The sequence below is a fragment of the Ensifer sp. 22460 genome (genome assembly GCF_052044935.1).
Lineage (GTDB): Bacteria > Pseudomonadota > Alphaproteobacteria > Rhizobiales > Rhizobiaceae > Ensifer.
In genome coordinates, this window is the sequence record NZ_JBQENZ010000024.1 from 129640 (window position 1) to 135639 (window position 6000).

Here is a 6000-nt window from a genome sequence, read left to right on the forward strand (position 1 = left end):
TCTATCAATGGCATTTCGTTCCCCGTGAAAAGCTGCTTTCGTTCGCTCCCGATGGGCCGACCTGCTTCAAGGAGGACGCGCTCCGCATCGCAAACTGGGTGGCTAGGTTCTACAATCGCATCGCGCTGCCAAGGCGAGCGTTGCCAGTGTGGAGCTGACATAGAATTGACCGAGGACGGTTCGAAGCAAAAGAAGAACCGATAAAACGAATCCAGCACCCCAGAACAGGATGTCGGCCCTCAGCATCGCTTTGTCATGACACCAGGTGGAGCTCACACCTGCAAAGCCATTCGGCCGCCTCGCGATCAGGGGCGATGATAGCCTTTAGCGTATCGTTCGACGCCGAGACGACATTGTTCATCTGCAGGATGGCATCGGACCTAGCTCGATCCCATGCCTGAAGAAGCGTGCCTTTAGCAAATCCACGATCGTTCATTTTGCGGGCACTTCTTCGTTTAACTCGAACTCCTCATCATATGGTCATCGGAATTGAAGGGTGGCGCAAGCCGGTGCGGCGACCTCCGTTCAAGCCGCAGTTTCGGATGACACCGGCGATCCCGCGCGCAATGAGCTGACGGCAGAAGAAAGCCCCGCACCAGCCATCTCATCCAATCTTTGCCGCCGGAATCATCTCGCAAAAACAGCGGCTTGCTGGGGCGTTCAACGGGATGTGGCCCTTGAGGCCCGTTTGTTCAGAGGTATGTGGCGTCGCGTCCAAATGGATATGGCGCAGATCGAGCTAACTCGTTGATTTTCGGTGATACCCAGTTCAGAGGTTCGTGGCGGGCCACAAGGGCTTCCTTGAAATGGGCGTCTTTTGAGCTTACTTTGATCGCCAGATGATCAAAATAAGATCGGATCGTGCCATGACTGCTGCCGGGCTCAATGTCTCCGCCGCCCACTACGGCGAGAGCCACTCGTCCTTCCTCTCCGCGAGGCTGGTCGCCGATCGCCTCGGCGTGACGCTTGCGGAACTGGCAAAGCTGATCGGTGTCGCGCGCAACACGCTGACGGCGAAGTCCAGCGCCCGTAAGGTCGATGCGGCGTTGAGCAACGTCGTACGCGTCCTCGCCATGGCCGGCGAGATGGCGGGGGACGACAGCCGCGCCGTGATCTGGTTCAAGCACCAGCCGATCCCCGGCTGGGCCGGCAAGACGGCCTATGACCTTGTCGGCGAAGGCAAGGCCGACAAGGTACTCGCCTATCTCGAGGCCGTGCGTTCCGGTGTCTACGCCTGATGGCGGGAGGCGAGTCGGTGCGCCTGTGGCACGCCTATGTCCCGCGCTGGGCACATGCGCCGCTCTCCGGTGAGGGCGCTTCGCGCTTTGGCGGACGCTGGAATCCCCTGGATGTGCCGACAATCTATGCGGCCCGCGAACTTTCGACCGCCTGGGCGGAATACAATCAAGGTTTCGTCCAGCACCCGGCGCTGATCGCGCAGCTCGAGCTGCGCTATGCGCGGCTCGCCGATCTGACCGTGGCGGATGAGCTGGCCGGGTTCGGTCTCACCGAGGACATCCACCGTTGTGAATGGCGCGACGCGCTCGATTGCGGCCGTGTGCCGGAGACCCATCGCCTGCAGGCGGAGCTCAGCGCGGAAGGCTTCGATGGCCTGATCTATCCGTCCTTCATGTCGCCCGGCGGCACATGCGTCGCGCTCTGGCGCCGGAATGCGGGCGAGGGGGCAGAGTTGAAGATCATCGATCCCGAGGGGCGTCTGCCGAAGACACCGGCTTCCTGGCTCTGACGCGAAGTTTCGCGCTTTTGCTGGAAGTGCTTTAAAGCACCTTGCCGGGATTGAGGATGCCGTTCGGATCGAGCGCGTGCTTGATCCGCCGCATGAATTCGAGCTCGGCGGGACTGCGCGAATGGTCGAGAAAATCGCGCTTCAACGTGCCGATGCCGTGTTCGGCCGATATCGAACCTTTGTAACGTCGTACGATCTCATAGACGATGCCGTCGACAATGTGCGGCGTTTCCGCGTCACCATCCGGTTGCGAGAAGGCGATGTGCAGGTTGCTGTCGGCGACATGGCCGAAGAAGGAGACGTGGGCGGCCGGGAACCGCGCAGAAAGAGCCTTGCCGCAGTCCTCGGCTAAGCGCCCGATATCGCCGATCGGCAGGCTGACATCGAGATTGATGAGCGACGGCAGCAACTGGTCCATCGCGTGGCCCTCGCGGATGCTCCAGAACGAGCGGCTTTCCTTCTCCGACTGGGCAATCAGCGCGTCGCTGATGATGCCGGCTTCGAGCGCTTCGCCGAGAAGGGCCTCGAACGCATCGCGCTCGCTGTCGTCACCCAGGAGATCCTGTTCGACGATCACGGCGAAAGGCGGGATTTCATCAAAGAGCCTTTGCTTTTCCGCCTCGGCGTTGAAGCGGAAATAGTTCTGCCACATGGCCTCGAAGGCCGAGAGCCCCGGCAGGCGGCGCTGGCAATATGTGAGGAAGGCAACCACATTATCAAAGCTGTCGAGGGCACAGAGCGCCGTCAGCCGGCCGGCTGGCAGCGGCCGCAGACGGAGGACTGCGCGGGTGATCACGCCGAGCGTTCCCTCGGAGCCGATGAAATACTGCCGGAGATCGTAGCCGGTGTTGTTCTTGATCATCTTGTTGAGCGACGAGATGACAGTCCCATCGGCCAGCACGACTTCGAGGCCGAGCACGTTGTCGCGTGTGACACCGTAGCGAAGCACACGGATGCCACCGGCATTGGTGGCGAGATTGCCGCCGATCTGGCAGGAGCCGCGGGCACCAAGATCGATCGGCAACAGGAAGCCGGCCTCTTCTGCAGCGCGCTGCGCCACCTCGAGCGGCGTGCCGGCGCGCACTGCCATGGTCCCGGCCTGCGGGTCGATCTCCTCGATACCGGTGAAACGTTCGAGCGAAATCACCACCGCGTCGCTGTCGGCATTGGCGCCGCCGGCAAGCCCGGTCAGGCCGCCCTGGACGACGACTGCCTGGCCGTTCTCGTTGCAGAGGTGGAGGACTGCGGCGATCTCTTCGCTGCTTTTCGGTCGGATCACGGCCTTCGGGAGTTCGCGGCCGGTCAGGCTGGCGTCACTGCGATGGCGTTCGCCAATCTCCGTTCCTGTCAGGACGATGTCGCCGAAGGCTTGTTTCAGGTCGTCGACGATCGTCATGCGCTTCTCTCCGTTTCCGCGGCCATTGTCGGCCGCGGGCGTCCCTGCTTAGCGCATATCGAAGCAAACCGAAATCGGCCGACGAAGCTCAAGCGCGCTTCGTCGGCGGGTGGCCGGTGAGATCAGGTGCCCGTCCGGGCAAGCTCGAAGGCTTCCGTTTCGGCGCTCTCCTCGGCTTCTTGCTGCTCGGCCCTTGCCGGTGCGGTCGTTGCGGCCTGCTCTCTGTTGTCTCTGAAGAGTTTCCACTTTGTCGGCCGGAAGGCGATGCGGCTGTGGTCGCCGGCGGCGGCGCGTTCGGGCGACAGTTCGATCTCGACATGCGGATGGTTGCGGCCCAGATCGAGTTCGAGATGGCGGGTGCCGGCAACGCGGCGGCTGGCGGTGACGAGGCCGGCAAGACAGCCGCCGCAGCCGTCGATCAGCTCGATGTCGTGCGGGCGGAAGTGCAGGTTGGCAGGCCCGTCCGGCTCGGCCGGGGCCCTGAGCCCGATCGGCCGGTCCTCGAACCAGATCTCGCCGTTCTGGAGCGTGACGGCGAGCGCGTTCGACTGGCCGATGAAGCCGAAGACGAAGGGCGAAACCGGATGGTCGTAGATCTCGTCGGGGGTGCCGACCTGTTCGATCGCGCCCTTGCTCATGACGACGACGCGGTCTGCCAGTTCCAGCGCCTCCTCCTGGTCGTGGGTGACGAAGATCGTCGTGTGGCCGGTGCGGTCATGGATCTCGCGCAGCCACTTGCGCAGTTCTTTTCGCACCTGGGCGTCGAGCGCGCCGAACGGCTCGTCGAGCAGCAGCACGTTCGGCTCGACCGCCATGGCGCGGGCGAGCGCCACGCGCTGGCGCTGGCCGCCGGAGAGCTGGGCCGGATAGCGTTTGTCGAGACCGGAGAGCTGCACCAGGTCGAGCAGGTCGAGGGCGCGCTTGCGGATCTCAGCGGCCGGCGGCCTTCGGCCCGACGGGCGCACCTTGAGGCCGAAGGCGACGTTGTCGAGCACGGTCATGTGGCGGAACAGGGCATAGTGCTGGAAGACGAAGCCGATGTTGCGCTGCTGCACCGTCTTTTGCGAGGCGTCCTCGTCACCGAAGAAGATCGTGCCGCCGGTCGGGCTTTCGAGACCGGCAACGAGACGCAGCAAGGTCGTCTTGCCGGAACCGGAGGGGCCAAGCAGCGCGATCAACTCGCCGGAGCGGATATCGAGTGAGACGTCGTCGAGCGCCGGGAAGCGGCCGAATTCCTTGCGGATGTTGTGAACGCGCACGTCCATAGCGTTTGACCTTTCAGTGCCTGCGGCTGGCGGCGATCTCGGCGCTGTAGCGGATCTCCAGCGCCGTCTTCAAAATCAGGGTGATCAGCGCCAGCAGCGCCAGCAACGCCGCCACCGCGAAGGCGGCGACGAAGTTGTATTCATTATAGAGGATTTCGACCTGCAACGGCATGGTGTTGGTCACGCCGCGGATATGGCCGGAGACGACCGAGACGGCGCCGAACTCGCCCATGGCGCGGGCGTTGCACAAAAGCACGCCGTAAAGCAGCCCCCATTTGATGTTGGGCAGCGTCACGAACCAGAAGGTCTGCCAGCCCGATGCCCCCAAGGACAGCGCCGCCTCCTCGTCGCTGGACCCCTGTTCCTGCATCAGCGGGATCAGCTCGCGGGCGACGAAGGGGAAGGTGACGAAGACGGTGGCGAGCACCAGCCCGGGCACGGCAAACAGGATCTGGATGCCGTGGCTCTGCAGCCAGGGACCGATCAGGCTGTGCGAGCCGAACAGAAGCACGAAGACGAGGCCGGAAATGACCGGCGAGACCGAGAACGGCAGGTCGATCAGCGTCGTCAGGAACGCCTTGCCCTTGAACTCGAACTTGGCGATCGCCCAGGCGGCGGCAACCCCGAAGACGAGGTTGAGCGGCACGGCGATGACGGCGACGATCAGCGTCAGGCGAATGGCCGAGAAGGTCTCGGTGTCGCCAAGCGCGGCAACGAATTCACCCACCCCCTTGCGCAGCGCCTCGGTGAAGACGGCGGCGAGCGGCAACAGCAAAAACAGCGCGACGAAGACAAGGGCGGTGATCGTCAGGGTCAGCCGGGCAAAGCGGCTTTCGGAGGTGGCGGCGGCCAGCGCCGGCAGGGCGCGTTGCGGGCCGGATGCGGGCAGAGGATTGGCGGTCAGATCATGCGACATAGACATATCTCCGCCGGCTCCAGGCCTGGATCGAGTTGATGAGGAGCAGCATGGCGAAGGAGATCGCCAGCATCACCGCGGCAATGGCGGTGGCGGCGGCATAGTTAAACTCTTCGAGTCTGATGACGATCAGAAGCGGCGCGATCTCCGAGACATAAGGCAGGTTGCCGGCGATGAAGATCACCGAGCCGTATTCGCCGACGCCGCGGGCAAAGGCGAGGGCGAAGCCGGTCAAGCCGGCCGGCAACAGCCCCGGCAGCAGCACCCGGCTGATCGTCTGGAAGCGGCTGGCGCCAAGGGTGGCTGCGGCTTCTTCCACCTCCTTGTCGATCTCCTCCATGATCGGCTGCACGGTCCTGACGACAAACGGCAGGCCGACGAAGATCAGCGCGACGACGATGCCGGACGGCGTAAAGGCGATCTTCAGGCCGAGCGGCTCGATGAACTGGCCGATCCAGCCGTTGCCGGCATAAAGCGTCGTCAAGGCAATGCCGGCGACCGCCGTCGGCAGCGCGAACGGCAGGTCGACCATGGCATCGATCACCCGTTTGCCGGGGAACCGATAGCGCACCAGCACCCAGGCGAGGATGACGCCGAAGACGAGGTTGATGACGGCGGCGAGAAACGCCGTGCCGAACGAGATCTTCAAGGCATTGAGCGTGCGCGGATCGAGCGC

At 63.7% G+C, this 6000-nt stretch carries 6 protein-coding genes; 2 read left to right on the plus strand and 4 right to left on the minus strand.

The window, feature by feature from the left end; all coding sequences use genetic code 11:
- Positions 1–866 precede the first annotated feature (866 nt).
- Positions 867–1238 carry an antitoxin Xre/MbcA/ParS toxin-binding domain-containing protein gene (locus ACTJKM_RS26270; RefSeq protein WP_058327258.1) on the plus strand — a complete coding sequence of 124 codons (372 nt, stop codon included), beginning with the start codon at positions 867–869 and terminating at the stop codon, positions 1236–1238.
- A complete protein-coding gene (locus ACTJKM_RS26275) occupies positions 1238–1747 on the plus strand; it encodes an RES family NAD+ phosphorylase (protein ID WP_058327250.1) in 510 nt (169 codons plus the stop codon). Before ACTJKM_RS26270 ends, ACTJKM_RS26275 begins: the two co-directional genes overlap by 1 nt.
- Before the next feature lie 31 nt (positions 1748–1778).
- Here ACTJKM_RS26275 and ACTJKM_RS26280 read toward each other — a convergent pair whose 3' ends face one another.
- The 4 genes from ACTJKM_RS26280 to cysT all read right to left on the minus strand — a co-directional run.
- Positions 1779–3143 (minus strand): FAD-binding oxidoreductase, encoded by a 1365-nt coding sequence (locus ACTJKM_RS26280; protein ID WP_058327249.1) that lies wholly within the window; start codon positions 3141–3143, stop codon positions 1779–1781.
- 122 nt (positions 3144–3265) lie between these two features.
- Positions 3266–4408: a sulfate/molybdate ABC transporter ATP-binding protein gene (locus tag ACTJKM_RS26285; protein WP_440661272.1), complete on the minus strand. Its 1143-nt coding sequence runs from the start codon at positions 4406–4408 to the stop codon at positions 3266–3268.
- Between the two features lie 13 nt (positions 4409–4421).
- Positions 4422–5324: a sulfate ABC transporter permease subunit CysW gene (gene cysW, locus ACTJKM_RS26290; RefSeq protein ID WP_058325947.1), complete on the minus strand. Its 903-nt coding sequence runs from the start codon at positions 5322–5324 to the stop codon at positions 4422–4424.
- On the minus strand, positions 5314–6000 hold a 687-nt coding region (cysT, locus tag ACTJKM_RS26295), incomplete at its 5' end, for a sulfate ABC transporter permease subunit CysT (RefSeq protein ID WP_440660558.1). The genes cysT and cysW, both read right to left, overlap by 11 nt.